At 63.8% G+C, this 19,860-nt stretch carries 24 protein-coding genes and 1 tRNA gene; 12 read left to right on the forward strand and 13 right to left on the reverse strand.

Going from position 1 to position 19,860, the window contains the following annotated elements; translation table 11 throughout:
* Positions 1–8: 8 nt before the first annotated feature.
* On the forward strand, positions 9–251 hold the full coding sequence (locus tag KR49_RS13930; RefSeq protein ID WP_043694024.1) for a hypothetical protein: 243 nt from the start codon (positions 9–11) through the stop codon (positions 249–251).
* A gap of 88 nt (positions 252–339) precedes the next feature.
* Here KR49_RS13930 and KR49_RS08350 read toward each other — a convergent pair whose 3' ends face one another.
* Both KR49_RS08350 and KR49_RS08355 read right to left on the reverse strand, forming a co-directional pair.
* Positions 340–747 carry a DUF6554 family protein gene (locus tag KR49_RS08350; RefSeq protein WP_043697166.1) on the reverse strand — a complete coding sequence of 136 codons (408 nt, stop codon included), beginning with the start codon at positions 745–747 and terminating at the stop codon, positions 340–342.
* Between the two features lie 60 nt (positions 748–807).
* On the reverse strand, positions 808–1,323 hold the full coding sequence (locus tag KR49_RS08355; RefSeq protein ID WP_043694027.1) for an AbrB family transcriptional regulator: 516 nt from the start codon (positions 1,321–1,323) through the stop codon (positions 808–810).
* Positions 1,324–1,407: 84 nt separating this feature from the next.
* Here KR49_RS08355 and KR49_RS08360 point away from each other — a divergent pair, with 84 nt between their 5' ends.
* Genes KR49_RS08360 through KR49_RS13355 form a run of 3 tightly spaced genes read left to right on the forward strand, consistent with a single transcriptional unit; the run spans position 1,408 to position 2,290 of the window.
* On the forward strand, positions 1,408–1,710 hold the full coding sequence (locus KR49_RS08360; protein WP_043694031.1) for a hypothetical protein: 303 nt from the start codon (positions 1,408–1,410) through the stop codon (positions 1,708–1,710).
* Positions 1,711–1,748: 38 nt separating this feature from the next.
* Positions 1,749–1,979 carry a hypothetical protein gene (locus KR49_RS14305; protein ID WP_043694035.1) on the forward strand — a complete coding sequence of 77 codons (231 nt, stop codon included), beginning with the start codon at positions 1,749–1,751 and terminating at the stop codon, positions 1,977–1,979.
* 50 nt (positions 1,980–2,029) lie between these two features.
* Positions 2,030–2,290: a hypothetical protein gene (locus KR49_RS13355; protein WP_173402098.1), complete on the forward strand. Its 261-nt coding sequence runs from the start codon at positions 2,030–2,032 to the stop codon at positions 2,288–2,290.
* A 15-nt stretch (positions 2,291–2,305) separates the two neighbouring features.
* On the opposite strand, the gene KR49_RS08375 is transcribed toward KR49_RS13355, so the two are convergent.
* Positions 2,306–2,377 (reverse strand) — tRNA-Gly (locus KR49_RS08375).
* A 35-nt stretch (positions 2,378–2,412) separates the two neighbouring features.
* Positions 2,413–3,561, reverse strand: coding sequence for an alanine--glyoxylate aminotransferase family protein (locus KR49_RS08380; RefSeq protein ID WP_043697169.1), 1,149 nt, complete (start codon positions 3,559–3,561; stop codon positions 2,413–2,415).
* Positions 3,562–3,607: 46 nt separating this feature from the next.
* On the opposite strand from KR49_RS08380, the gene cbiD reads away from it, so the two are divergent.
* The 5 genes from cbiD (at position 3,608) to mrdA (ending at position 9,186) form a co-directional block, all read left to right on the forward strand.
* On the forward strand, positions 3,608–4,711 hold the full coding sequence (gene cbiD / locus KR49_RS08385) for a cobalt-precorrin-5B (C(1))-methyltransferase CbiD (protein ID WP_043694040.1): 1,104 nt from the start codon (positions 3,608–3,610) through the stop codon (positions 4,709–4,711).
* Between the two features lie 32 nt (positions 4,712–4,743).
* Positions 4,744–6,330 (forward strand): glutamine-hydrolyzing GMP synthase, encoded by a 1,587-nt coding sequence (gene guaA, locus KR49_RS08390; RefSeq protein WP_043694042.1) that lies wholly within the window; start codon positions 4,744–4,746, stop codon positions 6,328–6,330.
* Between the two features lie 61 nt (positions 6,331–6,391).
* Positions 6,392–7,003, forward strand: a complete 612-nt coding sequence (locus tag KR49_RS08395) for a hypothetical protein (RefSeq protein WP_043694044.1) — start codon at positions 6,392–6,394, stop codon at positions 7,001–7,003.
* 11 nt (positions 7,004–7,014) lie between these two features.
* Positions 7,015–7,395, forward strand: a complete 381-nt coding sequence (locus tag KR49_RS08400; RefSeq protein ID WP_043694046.1) for a hypothetical protein — start codon at positions 7,015–7,017, stop codon at positions 7,393–7,395.
* Between the two features lie 3 nt (positions 7,396–7,398).
* Positions 7,399–9,186: a penicillin-binding protein 2 gene (mrdA, locus tag KR49_RS08405; protein WP_043694048.1), complete on the forward strand. Its 1,788-nt coding sequence runs from the start codon at positions 7,399–7,401 to the stop codon at positions 9,184–9,186.
* Positions 9,187–9,204: 18 nt separating this feature from the next.
* Here the strand turns inward: mrdA and KR49_RS08410 are convergent, their stop codons facing one another.
* The 4 genes from KR49_RS08410 to KR49_RS08425 form a co-directional block, all read right to left on the reverse strand.
* Positions 9,205–10,350: a glycosyltransferase family 1 protein gene (locus KR49_RS08410; protein WP_043694049.1), complete on the reverse strand. Its 1,146-nt coding sequence runs from the start codon at positions 10,348–10,350 to the stop codon at positions 9,205–9,207.
* A gap of 15 nt (positions 10,351–10,365) precedes the next feature.
* Complete coding sequence (locus tag KR49_RS08415) at positions 10,366–11,562, reverse strand: NAD-dependent epimerase/dehydratase family protein (RefSeq protein ID WP_043694051.1); 1,197 nt, start codon at positions 11,560–11,562, stop codon at positions 10,366–10,368.
* A 59-nt stretch (positions 11,563–11,621) separates the two neighbouring features.
* On the reverse strand, positions 11,622–11,795 hold the full coding sequence (gene psb34 / locus KR49_RS08420; protein WP_043694053.1) for a photosystem II assembly protein Psb34: 174 nt from the start codon (positions 11,793–11,795) through the stop codon (positions 11,622–11,624).
* An 87-nt stretch (positions 11,796–11,882) separates the two neighbouring features.
* Positions 11,883–12,710 (reverse strand): thiazole synthase, encoded by an 828-nt coding sequence (locus KR49_RS08425; protein WP_043694055.1) that lies wholly within the window; start codon positions 12,708–12,710, stop codon positions 11,883–11,885.
* A gap of 89 nt (positions 12,711–12,799) precedes the next feature.
* Here KR49_RS08425 and KR49_RS08430 point away from each other — a divergent pair, with 89 nt between their 5' ends.
* Positions 12,800–13,345, forward strand: coding sequence for a hypothetical protein (locus KR49_RS08430; protein ID WP_043694057.1), 546 nt, complete (start codon positions 12,800–12,802; stop codon positions 13,343–13,345).
* An 8-nt stretch (positions 13,346–13,353) separates the two neighbouring features.
* Here the strand turns inward: KR49_RS08430 and KR49_RS08435 are convergent, their stop codons facing one another.
* From KR49_RS08435 to rpmI, 3 genes are read right to left on the reverse strand one after another with little or no spacing between them, the layout of a single operon-like run.
* A complete protein-coding gene (locus KR49_RS08435) occupies positions 13,354–13,872 on the reverse strand; it encodes a tetratricopeptide repeat protein (RefSeq protein ID WP_043694059.1) in 519 nt (172 codons plus the stop codon).
* Between the two features lie 9 nt (positions 13,873–13,881).
* Positions 13,882–14,229, reverse strand: a complete 348-nt coding sequence (rplT, locus tag KR49_RS08440) for a 50S ribosomal protein L20 (protein ID WP_043694070.1) — start codon at positions 14,227–14,229, stop codon at positions 13,882–13,884.
* Between the two features lie 43 nt (positions 14,230–14,272).
* Entirely contained in the window at positions 14,273–14,470 is a 198-nt protein-coding gene (gene rpmI / locus KR49_RS08445) for a 50S ribosomal protein L35 (RefSeq protein WP_043697172.1), read from the reverse strand.
* Between the two features lie 84 nt (positions 14,471–14,554).
* Between rpmI and KR49_RS08450 the strand changes: the two genes are divergently transcribed.
* Complete coding sequence (locus tag KR49_RS08450; protein WP_173402141.1) at positions 14,555–16,108, forward strand: SpoIID/LytB domain-containing protein; 1,554 nt, start codon at positions 14,555–14,557, stop codon at positions 16,106–16,108.
* Positions 16,109–16,132: 24 nt separating this feature from the next.
* Complete coding sequence (locus KR49_RS08455; RefSeq protein ID WP_043694073.1) at positions 16,133–17,440, forward strand: glycosyltransferase family 2 protein; 1,308 nt, start codon at positions 16,133–16,135, stop codon at positions 17,438–17,440.
* Here the strand turns inward: KR49_RS08455 and KR49_RS08460 are convergent.
* Together KR49_RS08460 and KR49_RS08465 are read right to left on the reverse strand one after the other, a co-directional pair.
* Complete coding sequence (locus KR49_RS08460; RefSeq protein ID WP_043694076.1) at positions 17,431–19,194, reverse strand: DNA polymerase III subunit gamma/tau; 1,764 nt, start codon at positions 19,192–19,194, stop codon at positions 17,431–17,433. The two genes, KR49_RS08455 and KR49_RS08460, sit on opposite strands and share 10 nt — an antisense overlap.
* Positions 19,191–19,856 (reverse strand): lecithin retinol acyltransferase family protein, encoded by a 666-nt coding sequence (locus KR49_RS08465; RefSeq protein ID WP_043694079.1) that lies wholly within the window; start codon positions 19,854–19,856, stop codon positions 19,191–19,193. The genes KR49_RS08460 and KR49_RS08465 overlap by 4 nt, the downstream gene beginning before the upstream one ends.
* Positions 19,857–19,860: the final 4 nt, after the last annotated feature.

Consider the following 19,860-nt stretch of genomic DNA (forward strand, 5'->3'; position numbering starts at 1 on the left):
CTCAGCTCATGACGGAGCATCGGCTCAACGGCGTCACCCTGTCGTTGCTGCAACTGGATCGCTTGCGCGACGTTCTCACAGGCCTGTGCCGTCCTGCCGAGCAGGTTGAGCACAAGGGCGCGGTCGCTTCGTGCAGCGGGGTCCTCCGGTGTCTCATTCACGGCAGCATCACAGCGATCAAGGACGGCTTCCAGCTGATCTGCCCTGAAGGCCTCAAGACAGCCTGGTGCTGCAGCGTTGTTCTGAGCTGACGACCTTGTGTCCGGGGGCTCCGGTGCCCGGCAGCCGAAGCTGATCAGGAGGCATGCGGCGATCGGAATCAGCAGGATTCCCCGTTTCTCAGTAGCTGTATCGGTTCTCGTCGAATGTCTCGGAACCGCTGGGAGTGTTGCTGGTTGGTGCAGGGGAAGGTCGGCCACTGGAGATGGAGGTCTGCGAGCTGCCTCCGAACAGATCGCCGAGGAACTGGCCACAGTCGGGGAAATTGCCGGGGTCGTTGACCACCGACTCGGTGATCATCACAGAGGCGTGCTGCGGCGATGTCTTGAAGGGTCCTTTTCCTTGGCGCTTGATCACGGCGTAGGCCGCATTCCAGCTCACGGCGTGGTCATTGCCGCTGGAGCGCATGTAGCAGTAGATCTTGGCGCCCTTGTCCTGCTTGCGTTCCGCAGCATCGGCCACGGTGGCAGCGCAGACACCGATCAGGCCGAGGCTGACCAGGGCCGGAAAGGGAGCGAAACCTCGCATGAACCGATGCTGCGGAAACTGGGCCAACGGTATCGATCCGGGCTGCGGTGTCCAGGCGTCTCAGGAGTTTCCAAGGGTCATCGGAGTCAGCAGTCGCACCACCACAGGCAACACCAGCAGCACCGTGATCAGTCGAACCGCGTGCAGGGCTGCCACCGCCGCACCAACGCCGAATTCCGCACCGACCAGACTCATGCCGCTGATGCCCCCCGGGGCAGCGCCCAGCAGGGCGACGACGGGATCAATGCCGAGCAGCCTGCTGCTCCACAGCCCGATCACGATGCCGGTGAGCACCAGGGTGACGGTGATCAGCAGGGCAGGCCGCCAGAGTGCCTGCAGTTGTTCGAAGGAAGCGCGCGTCAGCCCTGTGCCGATCACCGTGCCGATGCCGATCTCCAGCACGGTCCTGGTGCCGCTGGGCCAGTCCGCGCTGTCCAGTCGACCGCTCATGCTCAACAGGCCTGCTCCCAGAAGGGCACCGGCCAGCGGAGCGGCCGGAATGCGGCTGAGCAGAGCCAGCAGCCCGACTGCGGTGCCGGCAGCCAGGTAGATCAACAGCGTGGCGACTGGGTGCATCGTTCGCATCATCAGGCTTCGTCAGTCTGAACTTGAGGCTGAGCAACCCATGTGCTGTCATCGGGCCAGTCGAGACCTGACCGGATGAGCTCATCGGTGTCCTTTCGGATCACGCGCACTGCCGAGGATCTGGCCCAGACCATCACCACCCTCTCCCAGAGGCTGCTGACCCTCGAGCAGCGCGTCGAGGCCATGGAGCTTCAGCTGCGTCAGCAACGTCAGGACGGTCAGACGGTTCCCGAGGAGGAGCGACAGATGCTCGATGGGATTGAACGGATGCTCCGTGAGACCCGCGACCTGCTCAGCACGGAGACGGCGGCAGAGGGCTGGCGTGAGGATGGTTCGTCCCTCGATGCGTCGCACCACGGTCAGGACATCGCCGCATAAGGGTGGCGCTTGATGCCAAAATGAAAAGAAAGGCAACTATGGCCTCCACCATCCCTGCCTCAGGTGCTTGCACCTCACCCAATTCATCCCGAACCCTCCACGGTCTGACGGTCATGACGCGATCGGGCTTCGTTGAAGGTGGCCATCAGCTCGAGAAGCTCGAATTCGCTCTGGCTGTCGCCGAAGCTCGCGGTGACAGTGAGCGTTGCAGTTTTCTGCGTGATCAGATCACAGATCTCGGCGGAAACGCAGAAGAGCCCGGCACCTGAACTGAATCAGCAATCAAAGTTCTTGATACTTCTCCGCAGGACTGGAGAAATTGATCCACCGCGGTAAGATATTAACCAAGGGAATTATCTGGAATTTGACGCTCACACTTCCCAAGGCATCAGCTCTCGCGGCTGAGCAACGGCAAGCTCACACATTGGCGGCGAAAGGTTATTTCGAACAAGCGCGCTCTGTTGCTGAATCAGGACAGATCGCCGAAGCAAGTTCTCTGATTCTCAAAGGTCTGGATCGTGAGCGCCGCGCCGGATGCGCAGGTCCACAGGTCATGCAGCTGATCAAACCAAGAGCCTGATCCAGATCTTCAACAAGCGGGTGACCGGATTCGAACCGGCGACGTTCAGCTTGGGAAGCTGACATTCTACCACTGAATTACACCCGCAATAGAGCGAGATCGCTCTCGCTCATTGGTTTTGCTCAGTTCAGAGCCTCTGCGGCCGCAGCCACGCCTGAACCCATCTTGCCCTGATGCAGTCCGAGAGATTGCAGCGTTGCTTCGATGGCTGAGACGGCAGTGAGTACATCCCGATCACAGACGAAACCGAGATGGCCGATGCGGAAAACCTTGCCTTTGAGGTGATCCTGTCCGCCTGCCAGAAGAATATCGAAACGCTCCTTGACTGTCTTGCGCAGCAACTCCGCATCGATGCCTTGCGGTGCCACGGCTGTGATCGCCGGACTGCCATGGCCTTCGGCAGCGAACAGAGGCATGCCGATCGCCTTCATGCCGGCCTGGGCGGCGGCGCGGTGACGTGAATGACGGGTGAAGATCGCCTCGAGCCCCTCCGACTGCATCATCTCCAGAGCGGCTTCCAGGCCGAAATAGAGATTCACTGCTGGCGTGAATGGGTTGCTGTTCTTCGCTGCTGTCTTTCGATACGGTCCAAGATCCAGATAGAACTTCGGCAGATCGGAGCGGTCGTAGGCCTCCCATGCCCGATCACTCATGGCAACGAAGCTCAGTCCCGGAGGCAGCATGTAGCCCTTCTGGGAGCCGGAGGCGACGACATCAATGCCCCAGGCATCCATGGGCACATCCGTTGCGCCGAGGCTGGTGACGCAGTCAGCGATGGTCAGGGCGGTTCCGTGGGCTTTCACGTGGCCGCAGATGGTCTGAAGATCGTTGATCACCCCGGTGGAGGTTTCCGAATGGGTGAGGATCACGGCACGGATCTGCTTGGCCGTGTCAGCTTCCAGGGCGCTGCGGAACGCCTCGGTGTCCAGTGGCTGGCCCCACTCCGCCTTGATCACCTCCACGTCCAGGCCGTAGGCGCGTGCCACCTTCACCCAGCGTTCACCGAACTTGCCGTTGTCTCCGCAGAGGACCCGGTCACCACGGCTCAGGGTGTTGATCATTCCGGCCTCCATGGCGGCGGTGCCGCTTCCGGTGATCACCAGCACATCCCCGCTGGTCTGATGCAGCCACTGCAGCTGATCAGTGGTGCGTCGCACAATCTCCTGGAAGTCGCCGCTGCGATGGCCGATGGGATGGCGGCCAATGGCCTTCAGCACCGTTTCGGGAACCGGTGTCGGGCCCGGAATCATCAGGGTGAGCTTGTCCTGCACGGCTCTGGAGGATGCCAATCAGCGACTCTAGAAAACAGCCGCTCCCCTGCCCATCAACGTCTCCGCTTCCGGACTGACTCTGCCGGTGTGGGTGACAGCCGCGGCCCGTGCCGCTGTGTGTGCTCTGCTGCATCGCCCGTTTCAGGGTCAGCAGCCGTTGCAGCTTCCCGATCGGGATGCCCCTGTGGCAGTTCCCGTGCTTTCGGCAGCTCCACTGGCAGGGGGCGATTCCGCCCTGGCGATCAGCCGCTGTGAACCGGGAGAGGGGTTGGATCTGACACGAGGTCTGGAGATCTGGGTCTTTGTGGAATGGTGCGAGCGTGATGCGGTCCCGATCGTTCTGGTGGCCGGAGAGGGGGTGGGGCGCATGCAGAGCGACGGAGAACCCTGTCTCTCCGCCTTTGCCAGAACTCTGCTGTCGGTGAACCTCGAACCGTTGGTGCCGTCGCATCGTGGCCTGCGGGTTGAGGTGGTGCTTCCACGGGGGCGGGAGCTGGCGGAGCGCACCAGCAATGCCGCCTTCGGGGTTGTGGATGGCCTGGCCCTGATCGGCACCCAGGCAGAAGTGCAGCGCAGTGCGGATCCCGATCAGTTGCAGATGGTGCTTGCGGAACTGCGGGTTCTCGCAACGGATGCGTCCTTCGCCGGCCAACTGGTGCTGGTGATCGGTGAGAACGGCCTCGATCTGGCCCGACGCGCGGGTTGGCAGCCTCTGCTGAAGGTGGGCAACTGGATCGGACCGGTGTTGGTGGCCGCAGCAGAGGCCGGCGTTCAGGATCTGCTGCTGCTGGGCTACCACGGCAAGCTCGTCAAGTTGGCGGGCGGGATTTTCCACACCCACCACCACCTGGCGGATGGCCGTCTCGAGGTGCTCACGGCGCTGGGACTGGATCAGGATCTGTCGCCGCAGCAGCTTCAGCGGCTGCGGCACGCGCATTCCGTCGAGGAGGCCCTGCAGGGGCTGGAGCCCGAGGCGAGAGAGAGGCTCGGTCGTCACCTGGCGGCGACGGTGGAGCAGCGCAGTCGGGCCTACATCGCTCGCTACGGCGATTGGTCCATGCGCATCGGTGCCGCTCTGTTTGATCGCGGCAGGAGTCTGCGCTGGCGTGGGCCCGTGGCGGAGGACCGCTTCTTTACGCTGAGGGATTGACGCTCCTTTGTGAGCGGCACCACTCAGGATCGATGTCCCAGCCTTCGTCCGACGGTCAGCGTCAGCCGGCCATCGTCATCCTTGATTTCGGCTCCCAATACTCCGAACTGATCGCCCGCAGAGTGCGGGAGACCGAAGTGTTCTCGGTGGTGCTGGGGTACAGCACAACGGCGGAGGAGCTGCGCCGGATCGCGCCGAAGGGGATCATCCTCAGTGGCGGACCCAGTTCGGTCTATGCCGAAGGCGCCCCTCTCTGCGATCCCTCGATCTGGGAGCTGGGCATCCCAGTGCTTGGCGTCTGCTACGGCATGCAGCTGATGGTGCAGCAGCTGGGGGGTGTGGTGGAAGCCGCCACCGGCAAGGCCGAGTACGGCAAGGCGCCGCTCGAGGTGGACGACCCGACGGATCTGCTGACCAATGTCGACAGTGGCTCAACGATGTGGATGAGTCATGGTGATTCGGTGAAAGCCCTCCCGGAGGGCTTTGTGCGTCTGGCGCACACCGTTAACACCCCGGAAGCCGCTGTTGCTCATCTTCAGCGCAGGCTCTACGGCGTGCAGTTCCATCCGGAGGTGGTTCACTCCACCTGCGGCATGGCTCTGATCCGCAACTTCGTTTATCACATCTGCAATTGCGATCCCGACTGGACCACTACGACATTTATTGATGAAGCGGTTCGTCTGGTCAGAAGTCAGGTGGGGGAGAAGCGTGTGCTTCTGGCTCTTTCCGGCGGTGTTGACTCCTCCACCCTCGCCTTTCTTCTGAAGAAGGCGATCGGTGATCAGCTCACCTGCATGTTCATTGACCAGGGTTTCATGCGGAAAGGGGAACCCGAATTCCTGATGGATTTCTTCGACCGCAAGTTCAATATTCACGTTGAATACATCAACGCCCGTCAGCGTTTCATCGGCAAGCTGAAAGGAATCACCGATCCTGAGGAGAAACGCAAGATCATCGGCACCGAATTCATTCGGGTGTTCGAGGAGGAGAGCAGACGGCTCGGGCCCTTTGATTACCTCGCTCAGGGGACGCTCTATCCGGATGTGATCGAGAGCGCCGGCACGAACGTTGATCCCAAGACCGGTGAACGGGTGGCCGTGAAGATCAAGAGCCACCACAACGTGGGTGGTCTGCCCAAGGATCTGCAGTTCAAGCTTGTGGAACCGCTGCGCAAGCTGTTCAAGGACGAGGTGCGCAAAGTCGGCCGAGCTCTGGGATTGCCGGAGGAGATCGTCCGGCGGCATCCGTTCCCTGGACCGGGGCTGGCCATCCGCATCCTCGGTGAGGTCACCGACGAGAAGCTCAACTGCCTGCGTGATGCGGATCTGATCGTGCGGGAGGAGATCCGAGAGGCGGGGCTGTATCACGACATCTGGCAGGCCTTTGCGGTGCTGCTGCCGGTGCGATCCGTCGGTGTGATGGGCGATAAGCGCACCTATGCGTGGCCGGTGGTGCTGCGCTGCGTGTCCAGTGAGGACGGCATGACCGCCGACTGGTCGAGATTGCCGTACGACCTGATGGAGACCATCTCCAACCGCATTGTGAATGAGGTGAAGGGAGTGAATCGGGTTGTTCTGGACATCACCAGCAAACCGCCCGGCACGATTGAGTGGGAATGAGCGTCTGAGGGCTGGTGGGGGCCGACCGGGATCGATACCTTGGGCCACCGGCTTTGAATCCGTGACGGCGACACAACAGCAGGATCTTCAGCTGCAGCGGCGTCTGCAGCAGGACAGCATTCAGCTGGGTGGGCGCACGATCTATCTCAATCCTTTCCTGTACTGGCGTCGGTTCGACAGCAACACCGACCGTTGGCTGCGGGAGCCCGGTCAGCTGACGGAGGATCAGATCACCGCCAACCGATGCCGCTTCTATCCGGAAGTGGACTGGAGCCAGCTGGATGATCAGCAGATCGCTGTGCGCGATGGAGCGGTGGAGATGTTCCTGAAAAGCCTGGAGCTGATCAGCACCTTCCACCCCGAGCTGGGCTCCGGTCAGTTGCTGGAGGTGGAGCGGAAGATGACTATCACCAAGAAACGGGCTTTCGAGCGCTGGGTGGACAAGGCACTGCGTCGTCGCAGCCGTGAGGAGACCAGGGAGCATCGGCGCTTCGAGCGCACGCGCTTCTGGCGGGCCTGGCGGGAGTGGATCGTTCTCGACACCACTCAGAAGGCGCTGGTGCCGATGGTGATGCTGATGGTGCTCTGCGGTTTCGCCGGCTGGTCGATGGGCATGCGCCAGTCCGTCTGCCCGACACTTTCGCTGCCGTCAGGACAGACTGGGATTCGCTGAACCCAGGCCCCATGGCCGACGAACCCGCAGCCTCCAATCCCCTCGACCAGCTGCGCCTGACCCTGATGCAGGAGGTCCTGCCGGTCGGTCTGGCGATGGTTGAACGGGCGCGGGAAGGCGGTCCGGCCAGGGTCGCCGAGCTGTTCACCGCAGGGGCTGCCGATCCTCTCGGTGAGCTTCGCCAGGAGGGTGAACCGGCTGCCCGTTCCCTCCGCGATCAGCTGGATCAGGTGAGTCCAGGACTCGGCAATCCTGTGATGCCGGTCACGGTGTCGGTGCAGGACCCGGACACTGCCGAGATGGATGAGCAGGAGCTGAACGCCATGCTCGAGCGGATTGCGGGTCGTCTGGAGACACTGAGAGCTCTGCTGCCTCCGAAAGGGCAGGTGTAGGTCATGGCCGTGACCAGCCAGCAGCGTCAGACCGGTCTGCGTCAGCAGCCGCTTGTGCTTCTGGTGGTGGTGCTGTTGTTCTGCAGTGCCATGGTCGCGCGCCTGGTCTGGATGCAGCTGCTGGAGGGCGCCCGTTTTCGTGAACTGGCGGATGAAAACCGCATCCGACTGGTTCCGCGATCGCCGATCCGCGGTCGCCTTCTGGATCGCAAGGGACGGGTGCTCGCCACCAGCAAACTCAGTTACACCCTGTACGTCGAGCCCCGCCTCGTGTCCGATTCGGCCTGGCCCGGCTTACGCGACAGGCTTGCTGCGCTGTTGAATCTCAAGCCCGATGTGCTGGATCAACGCCGCGACCGTGGCGTCGATCGGGATGGCTACCGCACCACCCTCGCCCTGAATCTCAAGCCGGAACAGGTGCTGCGTTTCCGTGAACAGGCGAGCACGCTCCAGGGTGCCCAGGTGGATGTGGAGATCCTGCGCCACTACCCGCATGGAACCCTGGCGTCCCATGCGTTGGGTTACACCCAGCCGATCACGGAACAGGAATACGAAGCGCTGGCAGAGAAGGGCTACAAGATCCGCGATCGCATCGGCCGTACGGGTGTCGAAGCGGCGTACGAGACGCATCTGCGCGGCAAGTGGGGCGGCCAGATGCTGGAGGTGAATGCCATGGGTGAGGTGCAGCGGAACCTTGGCGATCGGCCTTCGGTGGCCGGGAAAGATCTCACCCTCACGCTCGACCTTGATCTGCAGCGGGCTGCGGAGCTGTCCCTGGCGGACAAGCCGGGGGGTGCTGTGGTCGCTCTGGATCCTGAAGACGGTTCGATCCTCGCCCTGGCCAGCAAGCCTGGGTTTGATCCCAACTTCTTCTCGAAGCTGATCACCACGCAGAAGGAGTACGACGCGCTCTTCTCCAATCCGAAGAAGCCGTTGCTGTCCCGGGCGATGAACCCCTACGACCCCGGGAGCACCTGGAAGCCGGTCACGGCGATGGCAGGGATGGAATCCGGCAAGTTCCCTCCGGACACCAAATTGCACACCACGGCCTGCATCACGTACGGCGGCCATTGTTTTCCCGATCACAACGGGGTCGGTTTCGGCACCATCGGCTATGCGGACGCGCTGCGTTTCTCCAGCAACACGTTTTTCTACCAGGTGGGTGTCGGCGTGGGCTCCCTGGCGCTGAAACAGGCGGCCGATCAGCTGGGTTTTCAGCAGAAGACAGGGATCGAGATCGGCTGGGAGGAGAGCGTCGGATTGGTCGGTGATGAACGCTGGGCGGCGAAGGGACGTGGCTGGGCTGCACCCGGTTCAGTGCCGTGGATTCCGGAGGACATGGCCAGTGCTTCCATCGGTCAGTCGGTTGTACAGATCACGCCTCTGCAGCTGGCCCGCGCTTACGCGGTGTTCGCGAACGGTGGCTGGCTGGTGACGCCGCACCTGGCCAAGGGCCAGACGAACTGGCTGGATGCCGAGCACCGACGCAAGGTGGCGATCAAGCCCTCCACGCTGAAGACCATCCGCGAGGGTCTCCGAAAGGTGGTGTCCGCAGGCACAGGCTTTGGCCTCAACGGGCCGGGCATTCCTCCTGCTGCGGGCAAAACAGGAACCGCAGAAGACAGCACCGGTGGTGCCGACCATGCCTGGTTCGGCACCTACGCCCCGTATCCGGAGGGTGAGATCGTTGTGGTGGCTTTCGCCCAGAACACACCGGGAGGGGGGTCTGTCCATGCCCTGCCGATGGCCAAGACGGTTCTGGCTGCCTGGGAGAAGACGCGTCAGCGCTGACGCGCCCAAGGCATCCGTTCAGGCGGCGGTGAGCTGAGGCTGATCCAGCACCTGGCGGTAGTAGCCCCGCAGTTGTTCGGTGGCCCCCGCCCATCCCCAGCGCTCGGCTTCGTTGCGCGCCGCTTTGCGCAGGGCCTGTCGTTCGACGTCGTTCCCCAGAAGTCGCTTGGTGGCTTCGATCAGGCTGGCGGCACCGCCATCCTCCCCACCCGGTTCGTAGAGGCAGCCGTTCACACCGTCGGTGATGATGTCGGGGATGCCGCCGCGGTTGGCGCCCACCACGGGGCAACCGGCAGCCATGGCTTCCAGAAGCACCAGCCCGAGGGTTTCCGTGCTCGAGGGGAACAGGAAGGCATCACCGCTGGCGTAGGCACCGGCCAGTTCCTCGCCGGCCAGATAGCCCACAAAGGTGGTCGCGGTTCCCTCGAAGTGCTTCTCCAGCTGCTGGCGGTGCGGCCCGTCACCGACGAGGGCGAAGCGGGCATACGGCAGTGCTTCCAGCACCGGTCGAATCCGTTCGATCTGTTTTTCTGCCGACAGTCGACCGACGTAGAGAAGCAGGGCGCCCCGGTCGTCGTGGGTGCCCAACAGCCGCTGCCGGAGCTCCGGGCTGCGCAGTTCGGGCCGGAACAGCTCCGTGTCCACTCCTCTCTGCCAGAGCGAGGTGTGCTGAATGCCCTTGTCACTCAGTTCCTGCACCATCGCCGTGGAGGTGCAGAGGTTGAGCAGTGCCTGGTTATGGGCAGCCTTGAGCAGCTCCCAAAGCAGGGGTTCGAGCATGCCCATCCCGTAATGCTCGAGGTATTTGGGCAGGTGGGTGTGATAGCTCGCCACCAGGGGAATCCCTTTGGTCTTCGCCAGCCAGATGCCCCCTAGACCGAGCACGGCCGGGTTCACCACGTGAATCAGATCCGGCTGGAAGCTGTCGATCGCTTCGGAGACCGCCGGTCGCGGCAAGGCGAGTTTCAGTTCCGGGTAAAGGGGCAGCGGCATGGCCGGCACGCCGATCACCCGGGCTCCCATGTACTCCTCCGGGCAGCCTTCAGGGCAGAACACCACCACCTCATCCCCGGCCTCCACGAGATGCCGGACCGTCTTGGTCAGACGGGTGACGATGCCGTCGACCTTGGGAAGGAAGGTTTCAGTGAAGAAGGCGACTTTCAAGGGTGAAGTCTGATGTCAGGAGGCGGTGCCGATGGCCTGCGCCTGGGTCTTGGTCCAGGCGGAGGTGCAGAGGATGCGGTCGCGGTCGCAGCGGTCGGCGTAGCGCGTGGCGATCTCCACCACTTCCTTCAGCAGACCGTCATCGAGGGTGGTCGGGTTGAGACCCAGCTCGATGAAGCAGCGGTTGTCAACGATCAGATCATTCTCCACCGCTTCGTTGCGAGGGTTGGGCAGGTTGTTCACCTGCGCGCCGGTGAGAGCAGCCACCTTCTTGGCCAGTTCTCCCACCTGATGACTTTCGGTCATCTGATTGAAGATCTTGACCCGTTCGCCCGGTTCCGGAGGATTCTCAAGGGCCAGCTGCACGCAGCGCACCGAATCGCGGATGTGGATGAAGGCGCGGGTCTGGCCGCCGGTGCCGTGCACCGTGAGTGGGTAGCCGATCGCAGCCTGCATTAGGAAGCGATTGAGAACGGTGCCGTAGTCACCGTCGTAATCGAAGCGGTTGGTCAGGCGCGGGTCGCGGTCGGTGGCATCGGTGTTGGTGCCCCAGACGATGCCCTGGTGCAGGTCGGTGATGCGGACCTTGTCGTTCTTGTTGTAGTAGAGGAACAGCAGCTGATCGAGCGTCTTGGTCATGTGGTAGACGCTGCCCGGGCTGGCCGGATGGAGGATCTCCTCCTCGAAGCGGCTGCCGTCCGGTTGGGGCACCTCCACCTTGAGGTAGCCCTCGGGAATCGTGGCGCCGCGGTGGGAGCCGTAGCCGTACACACCCATGGTGCCGAGGTGCACCACATGGATGTCCTGGCCGCTCTCCACGATGGCGGCGAGCAGGTTGTGGGTGCCGTTGACGTTGTTGTCGACGGTGTAGCGCTTGGTGGCGCTGCTCTTCATCGAGTAGGGCGCTGCCCGCTGCTCAGCGAAATGAACAACGGCATCCGGCTTCTCTTCCAGCAGCAGATCGAGCACGCGTTGGTACTCGTGGGCGATGTCCATGTGCACGAAGCGCATGGGCTTGCCGCCGATCTCCTCCCAGGCCTTCAGCCGCTCGCCGATGGTGGTGATCGGGGTGAGTGATTCCACCTCCAGATCGATGTCGATCTTGCGGCGGCTGAGGTTGTCCACGATCAACACCTCGTGGCCCTGATCGGCCAGGTTCACCGCACAGGGCCAGCCGCAGAAGCCGTCACCGCCGAGGACGAGAACTTTCAACTCAGACTCCTGCAGGAACGAGCGGAACGCTCAGTTGAGGCAAGTTACTACAGGGATTTTCAGCTGATCGCGACGGTCATCGCCACGAGGGCCAGCACGAGCACAGTGCCTCCGAGGGTCATGAGCATGGAGCCTCGCCCGCGGCTGCGGCTGGTCTCCGCATCCATCACCTCCATGCGGGGCTCCTTGGCGAAAGCGTTCAGGCGGCCGCCGTCTTCCGTCGTGACCTGCATGGTGGAACTGCGAGTGCCTGGACCTTATGAGTCCAATTGCTTAGCGGCTTGGAATGTATCGCCAGATTCACTGGTCTTCATCTGTCGTTACCTGCCGGTGCTTTGCTCCTGCACCAGTCCCGTGGTGGGAGAGCTGGCGGCCGCCTGATCGCGTTTCGGCAGGCGGCCGGCCCGGAAGGCGGAGCGACCGGCGGCGACAGCCAGACCCATGGCTTCCGCCATGGCCGCTGGATCCCCGGCCAGAGCGATGGCGCTGTTCACCAGCACGGCGTCAGCCCCCATCTCAAGCGCCTGGGCCGCTTCACTGGGAACCCCGATGCCTGCATCCACCACCACGGGAACGCTGGCGTTCTCGATGATCAGGGCGATGTTCGCCGCATTGTTGAGTCCCTGTCCTGAACCGATCGGTGAGCCCAGGGGCATCACCGTGACGCAGCCGGCATCCTCCAGGCGTTTCGCCAGAAGCGGATCGGCATTGATGTAGGGGAGCACGGCGAAACCCTCCTGCACAAGGCGTTCCGCTGCCTCGAGGGTTCCGATCGGGTCCGGGAGCAGATGACGGCTGTCGGGGATCACCTCCAGCTTCACGAAGTTGTTGTCCTCCTGGCCGGCCAGCTTCGCCAGTTCACGGCCCAGCCGTGCCACCCGCACCGCTTCGTCGGCATCGCGGCAGCCGGCGGTGTTGGGCAGCATCCAGATGCGCGTCCAGTCGATGGCGTCCATCAGGCCGGCATGGCCTGCGGCAACGGCCTGAACACGACGCACGGCCACCGTCACCATCTCGCAGCCGGAGTGCTCGATGCTCTGCTGCATCGTGGTCAGGTCGGGATATTTGCCCGTTCCGGTGAACAGACGGCTTCGGAACGGGCGACCGCCGATGACCAGCTGGTCGTTGGCACAGGACGTCGGAACCATGACGCGTGGTGAGGTTGAGGGAACGGCATCGCTCTGCCGTCGAAGATGAGCAAAACGCCCTACCTTGCGCTCATCATGATGCGCGGTTGATGCCTTTCCTGCTTGCCATGGATCTTTCGATCGGCAGTCAGGTGCCCTTCCGGATGAATCCCCAGCTCCCCTTGGATCCGATCCAGCTGGCGGTCCCTCTGAAGGTGGACGAGGGGAGTGTCGAAAGTTTTGATCCTGTTGCCCGAGCGAGTGATCTCGCTGGAACGCTCCCCCGCCGCTGGTGCGGCACCTACAAGCCGTTCGACGGCAACCCGACCGTCGACGTCACCCTGAACCTGACGTCGCTCACCCCCATGGGTCAGATGGTGGATCTGCGGGGCACCATGGATCTCGGCACAACCACGGCGCCTGTCCAGGGCAACCTGCATGCCAAGTCGGATCAGCTGGATCTCATTCCTCTCGGCAATGCCCTGATTCCCGGTCTGGAGCCCGGTGGCATCTTTCTCGGACTGCAGGGCTTCAGTCCAACGGCCTGGCAGGCTCCGCGTCTGGTGAACATGGCGAACCCCTCCACTGGTGTCGGAGGCCGTCTCGCTCTCGACAGCAGCTGTGAACAGAGTGTTCCGGTGCAGCCTCTCTGGTGATCGACTGATCAGCCCAGACGTCGCTCCAGCTGTTTGAGACGTTTCCGGGCCGTGGTGTTTCCGGGATCGAGAACCAGAGTCTGTCTGTAGAGATCGGCTGCTTCCTCGCTTTTGAGCAGTTTGTCCTGGGCGAAAGCGAGATTGTTGATGGCAACCGGATAGTCCGGTTTCGCCTTGAGAGCCAACTTGTAGTGGCGCACAGCTCCCTCGTAATCCTTCTGGGCGGCCAGTGAGAAGCCCAAGGCATTCTCGATCAGAGCCCTGGCTTCATCCGGCTCACCGTTGGCACGCTTCAAAGCCTGCTTCAACGACGCGGCGGCCTGGGGATAGAGCCGTTTGCGGAGCTGAACCGATCCCAGTTCATACAGGTCGGATGCCTGGCGGGATCCCGCTGCGCCCGCCTGTTCCAATTCGATCAGGCGGGCTTCATCGCGTCGCACGCGCAGCAACTGACGACCCACAACCACCGCCACAATGGACAGCAGGCCGACCAGGCCCAGCAGGTAGGTCTGGGGCAGCAGGTTCATCGCGTGGGATCAGCTTTTGGCAGCGGTGACCACGTTCGTGAAGCTTCCGGGGTCAACCACCGCCAGCTGAGCCAGCATCTTGCGGTTGAGGCGCACATCCGCCTTCTTGAGACCACCCATCAGGCGGCTGTAGCTCACACCGTTGATGCGGGCAGCGGCATTGATACGGGCGATCCAGAGGCGACGGAAGTCGCGTTTGCGGCGACGGCGATCCCTGTAGGCATTGCAGAGGGCTTTCATCACCCGCTGATTTGCGGTGCGGAACAGGGTGCCGTTGCCACCGCGGAAGCCACGGGCCAGCCGCAGGATCTTGTTGCGGCGCTTACGGGCGACGTTGCCTCTCTTGACGCGGGCCATGACGTTGGAAGGGTGTAATCAGGTCAGAACGGAACGAAGCAATTCAGGCGTACGGGAGCATCCGGATCACGCGCAGTTCGTCCGTTTCGTGAACCACGGCCTTGGTGGCCAGGTGGCGCTTCTGCTTGGGAGTCTTGTGATCCAGCAGGTGATTGCGGAAGGCGCGCCGGCGGATGAACTTGCCGCTGCCGGTCGCCTTGAACCGCTTGGCGGCAGCTTTGCGGGTCTTCAGCTTGGGCATGTCTGCTCGTTCGGGCACAAACAATAAGGATACGACGCCACGTGCACCTTCCTCTGTTGAACCGATGATGAGGGCTCTCGCACGATGAGCGTGTTGATCCGGCTGCTGTCGGTGGCTGTGCTGGTCTGGTCGTCGACGGGCTGCCGGGCCAGGGAGATCCAGGCGGAGGGACCGGTGTCTCCTTCTCAGGTGCCCATGGCCGTGACCCATCCGTCTGTGCCGCCGCCACCGCCGGTCAACGGTCCGGAGGATCGGCTGTGGGTTTCTCTGCAGGCCCATCTCGGTCGGCCTGATCAGAGCGGCCCGCTGACGCTGCATGGAGCCGGCAGTCCGCTGTCGCTGAGCGATGCCAGTGGCCGTGACTGGAGCGGTTCGGTCCTGACGATCACCTGGCGGCGTGTGCCGCGGGAGACACCGCTGACGCTCTCGCGTCGCGTGGCCGGTCCATTCGCCAGCTTCGAGTCCGCGGAACGGGTGGCCAAACGCTGGCGGGAGATCGGGGTCGCAGCTGTTGTGGCTCATCCTGACGACTGGGAGGTCTGGGCTCCGAAGGGAGCGCCGCTGCCGGACGGCCTGGCGGTGCGTGACTGGCACGGCAGCATCGACTCGGTGGTGGTGCCTGTGCTTCAGACGGCTGAAGGAGGCTTCACACTCCAGGGTCCGATCCGGATCAACGCCCCTCAGGGTCTGAAGTGGAAGGGCGGGCGCTACGGGGGGCCATTCCGCCTGCAGCGGGATGCCTACGGCAGCTGGACACTGATCGAGCAGGTGCCTCTGGAGCGCTACCTGGAAGGCGTGGTTCCCCATGAGATCGGGGCTGGCTCGCCGCCATCGGCTCTGCAGGCTCAGACGGTGCTTGCCCGCACCTGGGCTCTGGCCAATAGTCATCGCTTCCGGATCGATGGCTACCACCTCTGCAGCGACACCCAGTGCCAGGTGTACAGCGACCCGCGTCAGGCGGGCTCTGCGGTGCTTCAGGCGATTGCTGCCACCCGTGGTCGACTGCTGAGCTGGAACGGAAGCCCGATCAGCGCGGTGTACCACGCCAGCAACGGCGGTGTGATGGCCAGCGGCACCGAGGCCTGGGCGATGGAGCCCCAGCCGTATCTCCGTGCGGAGGCCGATGGAGATGCCGGCTGGTTGAAGCGCCATCCTCTGCCGCTCATCGCGACTGAGGGGGTGGATGCCCTTCTGGCGGATGGAGCCGGCGCCTATGGCAGGAACCATCCCCGCTTCCGATGGACGCGAACGCTCACGACGGCAGGGATCCGGAGTGCCCTCGGTTCAGCCGGAGCTGCTCTGAGTGCTCCGATCCGTCTTTCCGTGCTTCAACGGGGGGCCAGCGGACGGGTTCTGGCGCTGCAGATCAAGGGTTCTGGATCGGCCAGTCCAGTGGTGCTGCGGCTCGACCGGATCCGGCGGACCTTCCGCACTCTTCCCAGCACCCTGTTCGTGCTTCAGCCCCAGGGCGAAGCCAGCTGGTTGGTCCGTGGCGGTGGCTTCGGCCATGGAGCCGGACTCTCCCAGGCCGGTGCGATCGATCTGGCCTGGCGCGGCTGGTCGACGGAACGGATCCTCAGCCACTACTACCCGGGGACGCTTTATGGACCGCTGTCGCCCCAGACTCAGTCCCCTTAGAGTCCTGCCCACCTGAAATGGTGCATGGCTCCGATCGCTGCCTCTGGAGATCACCGCAGGGTGAAGTCGGCAGCGTTCCTGTTCGCCTGCGGCTGCGCCGGCGCAGCACCCCACTGGCTCGATCCGGCCCGGTCTCTCTGGCCGGCGATCAGCCTGGCGCTGATGCTGGGTGGATATGGCCTGCGCACTGTGCTGCAGGGCGAACCCTCCCGCCGGCTTCCGGCCGGCACCCCAGGCGATCTGCCCACCCTTGATGTGGTGGTGGCCGCCCGCGACGAGGAAAGTGTCGTGACCCGCCTGGTGGAGCGTCTGACGGCCCTGCGGTACCCATCCGGACGACTGTCCACCTGGGTGATCGATGACGGAAGTCTGGATCGCACGCCGCAGCTGCTCGACGACCTCGCCGCCACCCATGCTTCGCTGCGGGTGATCCACCGGCCCCGGGATGCGGGCGGTGGGAAGTCCGGGGCTCTCAACACGGCACTGCAGCAGCTTCGTGGGGAGTGGTTGCTGGTGCTGGATGCGGATGCGCAGCTTCAGGAGGATCTGCTGGAGCATTTGATCCCCTATGCCCTCGACGGTGGCTGGTCCGCTGTTCAGCTGCGCAAGGCCGTGATCGATGCCGATCGCAACTGGCTGACCCGGGCCCAGGCGATGGAAATGGCACTGGACGCTGTCATTCAGCAGGGTCGGCTCTCAGGCGGCGGCGTGGCGGAGCTTCGCGGCAACGGTCAGCTGATCCGCCGCTCGGTGCTGGAGGCGGCCGGGGGATTCAACGAGGACACGGTCACTGATGATCTGGATCTCAGCTTCCGATTGCTTACCCACGGAGCTCTGGTGGGGATTCTCTGGGATCCGCCGGTGCAGGAGGAGGCGGTGCCGGGTCTGGCGGCTCTCTGGAAGCAACGTCAGCGCTGGGCGGAAGGTGGACTGCAGCGCTTCTTCGATTACTGGCCCACGCTCACCTCAGGCCAGCTCAGCCTTAGCCAGCGCTGGGATCTCGCCTGTTTCTTCCTGCTGCAGTACGGCCTACCCGTCGTGTCCTTCGCCGATCTGAGCACCAGCCTGGTGACGCGCACGGCGCCGAGCTACTGGCCGTTGACCTTTGTGGCCTTCAGCGTATCGGGGCTGGCTTACTGGCGCGGCTGTCGCATCAGCAGTGAAGGTCCACCGATTCCATCGGCTGGTCCATTGCAGCTTCTTCTGGCCATCTTCTATCTCGCCCACTGGTTCGTCGTGATCCCCTGGGTGGCTCTCAAGATGGCTGTTCTCCCGAAGCGTCTGGTCTGGGCGAAGACCAGTCATGGAGAGCAGGAGCCCGTTCAGGCCTGAGGGTTGTCGACGGGCTGTTCGATGTCGAGCACCTGTCCGTTGAAGAAATCAGCCAGTTGTCGGGCGTTGCGATCGAGTCCGGACGGAAGCTCCGGTGGGGTTTGCGCCGTGGTGGTCGGACCGGCCGGGCTGGATGTGGGTTGCGGAGGAGCTGCTGGCTTGACGGAGACCGTTGGTTCGGGGGCTGGTCGTGACGGTGGAGCGGGTGTTGGAGCCGGACCGGTCGGCTGCGTCACCACTGGAGCAGGCGGAGCGGCGACAACAGGGGCCGTCATCGTGCTGCCCCCGGCTTCCAGCACCAGTTGGCGGTTGCCGCCCAGAGCCGCAGCCACGGCCTTTTCCAGCAGGCTGGCTCGGCTCTGCACCATCCCCATCCAGTTGCCGGCCACCTGCACCACGGCACGGTTGGCATCCAGGCGCACCAGCTGAGCCTGCTGCGAAAGCAGCATGCGGGTTGATGGCAACTCCAGGCTGCCGAGGATCTGCTGCCAGAGCTCGGGCAGGTTGGCGCCGACGGGAGCAGGTTCCGGCGGTGCCGGTGGGCTCACGGAGGGCAGTTCAGGACTCGCTGCCGGTGGAGAGGTCGGAGGAGGTGGACTGATCGCGGCTGCCACGGGCCTGGTGGCTGGCGCAGCGACAACGGGGTCCTTCGACGATGCCGGCTCTGCCAGAAGCCCCAGCAGCAGCACCTCCAGCCAGAGGCGCGGTTGGACGCTCTGACGCAGCTGCTGTTCCGCCCCACGCAGCTGGTTTTGCCACTGCAGCAGTCGCGGGCGACCGAGGGCCCTGGCCAGATCGGGCAGCTGATCGCGGAACTGGGGCGATACCCCGGTGAGTTCCGGTCGATCCGGTGCGGCAGCCGTCAGCACCAGGTCTCTCAGGATCCCGGCCAGGCCCTGGAGCACTGCTCCAGGATCACGGCCCCTGTCCAGCAGATTGCGGGTCGCCTCCAGCAGTTCCACCGGTGCGGCGGCGGTCATCGCCTTCACCAGCTCAAGCAGCTCCTGTTCAGGGACTGCTCCCAGCAGATCCCATACCGCTGTGGCTTCGATCGGGGGCGGCAGCAGGCTGAGCTGATCCAGCAGGCTCTCGGCATCGCGCAGACCTCCCTGGGCTCGCTGTGCCACCACATGCAGGGCATCCGGCCGGATGTCGATCGCTTCCTGCTGGGCAATCCAGCTCAGATGTGTCTCAAGGGCATCGAGTGGGATCCGCCGGAAATCAAAGCGCTGGCAGCGGCTCAGGATGGTCGGCAGCACCCGCTGCGGGTCTGTTGTCGCCAGGACGAACACCACCTGTGGCGGAGGCTCCTCGAGGGTCTTGAGCAGGGCGTTGAAGGCGGCGGTGGAGAGCATGTGGCACTCGTCCACCACGTACACCTTCCAGCGGGCCTGCACCGGCGCGAAGCGCGAGCGTTCGATCAGCTCCCGGATGTTGTCGACGCCGGTGTTGGAAGCGGCATCGATCTCGATCACATCCAGGGCGGTTCCGGCGGCGATCGTTGTGCACAGCTCGCAGTGCCCGCAGGGCTCCGGTGTCGGCCCGTCGCTGTTGAGGCAATTCAGCGAGCGAGCCAGGATTCTGGCGCTCGAGGTCTTGCCTGTCCCCCTCGGGCCGCTGAACAGATACGCCGGTGCGATCCGGTTGCTGGTGAGGGCATGGCCGAGGGTGGCGGCAATCGCCTCCTGACCCACCAGCTGATCGAAGCGCTGGGGACGATATTTGTGGTGGAGCGGCTGATAGCCCGGACTCATGCGCCGCCGGCGTTGCTGCGAGGGTACTCAGGTGAGCCGGCCTCAGGCAGGGCCGGAGGCTGATCCAGCAGGGCATCAATCCGTTCCTTGAGATCCTCCACCGCGGACAGTTCATCGGCGAGGCTCTGGCCGGAGAGCAACAGCTGGCGGTTGCTGCCGTCACCGGCTTGCTGCAGCAGGGTCTCCAGGCTGGTGAGAAGCTTCACCCGCAGCTTCTCAAGCTTGGCCACCCCCTGACGGGCCATCCGGCGGGCGTTGTCATCCAGCAGTCCGCGTTGGACCAGGAGCTCAAGTCCGCTCATCAGGGCCGCCGGCATCAGCTGGCTCCAGTGGCGGGCCCGTTCCAGAACCGATTCCACCTGGCCGCTGCGGTGCCGACCGGTTTTGCACCAGGTGGCGAAGTGTTCGCAGTTGTTGAACAACAGGTTGTAGTTCTGTTCCCCGATCCGGCCCATCGCCCGTCTCAGGGTCACTCCCGATGGGGAGGCGTGCTCGTGTTCGATCACCGCAATGGGCTGACCCTGGCAGAACTCCTCGACGGGGCTGCGAAGGATTTCGCGGCCCTCGAGGTAATGGGCCACGGTGCCGTCTCCCAGGTCGATGCCGTGATGGTTGAACAGTCCGTGCTGCCGCGGAACCTGCAGGTGGTCTGCGGTGGCCAAGGCG

It is taken from the genome of Synechococcus sp. KORDI-49, from assembly GCF_000737575.1.
Taxonomy (GTDB): domain Bacteria; phylum Cyanobacteriota; class Cyanobacteriia; order PCC-6307; family Cyanobiaceae; genus Parasynechococcus.